At 69.1% G+C, this 2849-nt stretch carries 4 protein-coding genes; all 4 read right to left on the bottom strand.

What is annotated here, in order from left to right:
* The coding region (locus KZA10_RS11315; RefSeq protein ID WP_218682936.1) for a siderophore-interacting protein at nucleotides 1-444 on the bottom strand (444 nt) is incomplete at its 3' end.
* Nucleotides 434-1234: an ABC transporter ATP-binding protein gene (locus KZA10_RS11310; protein ID WP_218682935.1), complete on the bottom strand. Its 801-nt coding sequence runs from the start codon at nucleotides 1232-1234 to the stop codon at nucleotides 434-436. The genes KZA10_RS11315 and KZA10_RS11310, both read right to left, overlap by 11 nt.
* Nucleotides 1231-2313 carry an iron chelate uptake ABC transporter family permease subunit gene (locus tag KZA10_RS11305; protein WP_151486766.1) on the bottom strand — a complete coding sequence of 361 codons (1083 nt, stop codon included), beginning with the start codon at nucleotides 2311-2313 and terminating at the stop codon, nucleotides 1231-1233. Before KZA10_RS11305 ends, KZA10_RS11310 begins: the two co-directional genes overlap by 4 nt.
* The coding region (locus KZA10_RS11300) for an iron ABC transporter permease (protein ID WP_218682934.1) at nucleotides 2310-2849 on the bottom strand (540 nt) is incomplete at its 5' end. The genes KZA10_RS11300 and KZA10_RS11305, both read right to left, overlap by 4 nt.

Genomic DNA, 2849 nt, shown 5'->3' with positions numbered 1-2849 from the left:
GACATCGACGCCGCGACGCGGTCCGACCAGGTACAGCTCCTGCCCGACCGCGGCCTGTCTCGCCCACAGCGACGCGGGTCCGGTCAGGCCCGGCTCGAGGTGCAGCACGAAATCGACGTCGACCTCGGTCCCGGTCTCGTCGTCGACGCGCAGCTCGCGCACGGAGTAGGTGCGCATCGATCCGCGCTCCTCCTCCGGCACCGCGAGGAAGGCCTGCCACCAGTTGTCCGATGCCCGGTCGAGGTCGGGAAGAACACCGGTCGCGGGCGGGAAGACCAGCTTGATGCGACTGTCGAACACCTCACCCGGCGTGCCGAACTCGCTCAGCTCGTCGCCGCCGAAGGTCACCCGCACGAACGAGGGCGAGACGCGCACGACGGCCCGCACCTCGGCGCGGGTGAGGATGTAGGTCGGACGGTCGGTCGTGGTCGTCTCAGCGGACATGGTGCCTCCCGATGGGTGTGACCATCGGCTTGCCGGAGACCGGATCGATGGTGATCTGATTGGCGAGGCCGAAGACCTCTTCGACGAGTTCGGCGGTGACGATGTCCTTCGGGGCCCCCGCCGCGTGCACCCGACCGTCCTTCATGGCCACCAGCTCGTCCGCATAGCGGGCGGCGAGGTTGAGGTCGTGGAGGACCATCACGATGGTCGTGCCACGCGAGACGCTCAGATCGGTGAGCAGATCGAGCACCTCGACCTGGTGGGCGACGTCGAGGAACGTCGTCGGCTCGTCCAGCAGCAGGATGTCGGTCTCCTGCGCGAGCGCCATCGCGATCCACACGCGCTGGCGCTGACCGCCAGAGAGCTCATCGATGCTGCGGTCGGCGAGGTCGGAGATGCCGGTCGCGTCGAGGGCATCCGCCACCACCTCGTAGTCGTGGGTGCTCCACCGCGCGAGCATCTTCTGATGCGGGTGCCTTCCGCGACCGACGAGGTCGGCGACGGCGATGCCCTCCGGCGCGACGGGCGACTGCGGCAGCAGACCGAGGATGCGCGCGACCTCCTTGGTGGGGCGGGTGTGCACCGAGGTGCCGTCGAGCACGATCTGGCCTTCGCTCGGAGACAGCAGGCGGGCGAGCGCGCGCAGCAGCGTCGACTTGCCGCATCCGTTCGCGCCCACGATGGTGGTGATGCGACCGGGCGCGATCTGCAGGTCGAGGCCGTCGATGATGGTGCGGTCGCCGTAGGCGAGCGTCACCCCCTCGGCTGACAGGCTGTGCGAGACGGTCATAGCGAACCCCCGGAACGGTTGGTGCGGATGAGCAGGTAGATCAGGTAGGGCGCGCCGACCACGCCGGTGATGACGCCGACGGGGTAGCGGGTGCCGAAGGCGAACTGTCCGATCAGGTCGCCGCCGAGCACGAGCGCGGCGCCGACGAAGGCCGACGGCAGGAGCAGATTCGCCCCCGGACCCGTGATGCGCGCCGCGATGGGTCCGGCCATGAACGCGACGAAGGCGATGGGACCGGTGGCCGCGGTCGCGAAAGCGAGGAGCGCGACCGCACCGAGGATGAGCAGCAGGCGCGTGGCGTTGACCCGGATGCCGAGGCCCGCCGCCGAGTCGTCTCCGAGCTGGAGGGCTCCGAGCGAACGCCCCTGCGACAGCATCAGCGGCACGATGACCACCGCGGCGATCGCCATCGGGAGCACGCGCTCCCACGATGCGTTGTTGAGGCTTCCGGTCAACCACTGCATCGCGGTCTGGATGTCCCAGTTCGCCGCCCTCGACAGCATGTACGAGATGATGCTCTGCAGCATCGCCGCGACCCCGATCCCGATCAGGATGAGTCGGGTGCCGGCGAAGCCGCCCTTGATCGAGAGCAGATAGATCACCAGGGCCGTGGCGACGGCGCCGCCCAGGGCGAGCAGCGACACGACAGGACCGTTGACCGAGAGCACGATGATGCCGAACACGGCCGCGGCACCGGCACCGTTCGAGATGCCGATGATGTCGGGAGACGCGAGCGGATTGCGCAGCATCGTCTGGAAGCAGACACCCGCCATGCCGAAGGCGATCCCGGTGAGGACGGCGAGCACCGCTCGCGGCAGCCGCAGGTCGCCGACGGTGAACGAAGCACCGGGCACGGTCTCACCGAGGATCACGCGGATCACCTCGTCGGGCGTGTAGAACGTGTTTCCCACCATGAGAGCGACCGCGAAGAGGGCGAGCACCAGGACGCCGAGGACGATCGTGGCGACCGCGTGCCGACGGTGACGCGAGCGACGGCCCGCGACGATCCTGGCGATCCGGGCAGATGCCGGCTCGTCCACCCGGTCGAGGGTGTGCACGGCGTGTTCGGTCGACCTCACAGCTCACGCACCTTCTGCCGACGGACGATCCAGATGAAGAACGGCGCTCCGATGATGGCGGTGATGATCCCGACCTGGATCTCCTCCGACGACGGGGCGATCACGCGACCCACGATGTCACTCGCGGTCAGCAGCGCGGCACCGGCGATGGCCGAGAACGGGAGCAGCCAACGGTGATCGGTGCCCACGAGCATGCGGCACACGTGCGGGATGATCAATCCGACGAAGCCGATGGGCCCCGCGATCGCGGTGGCGGCTCCCGCGAGGATCACCGCACCCAGCGCCGAGATCAGGCGCGTGCGGAAGACGTTCTCGCCGAGCCCCTTGGCCATCTCGTCGCCGAGCGCGAGGGAGTTCATCCCCCGGGAGCAGAGGAAGCAGATGAGGGCGCCGACGGCGAGGACGGGTGCCGTGAGGGCGATGCGCGGCCACTCCTCCCCGCCGACGCCGCCGATCTGCCAGGACTGGAACGTCTGCAGCAGATCGACGCGAGGGAGCATGACGGCGCTGATGAGCGAGGCGAAGGCGGCCGAGGT

Source organism: Microbacterium sp. BF1 (assembly GCF_019279095.1).
GTDB lineage: Bacteria > Actinomycetota > Actinomycetes > Actinomycetales > Microbacteriaceae > Microbacterium > Microbacterium maritypicum.
This window is presented reverse-complemented; position numbering and strand designations above follow the sequence as displayed.

What these genes read in the sequence shown, in the direction of transcription:
- KZA10_RS11310 (WP_218682935.1), bottom strand. Translation starts at nt 1,234, where the DNA reads ATGACCGTCTCGCACAGCCTGTCAGCCGAGGGGGTGACGCTCGCCTAC.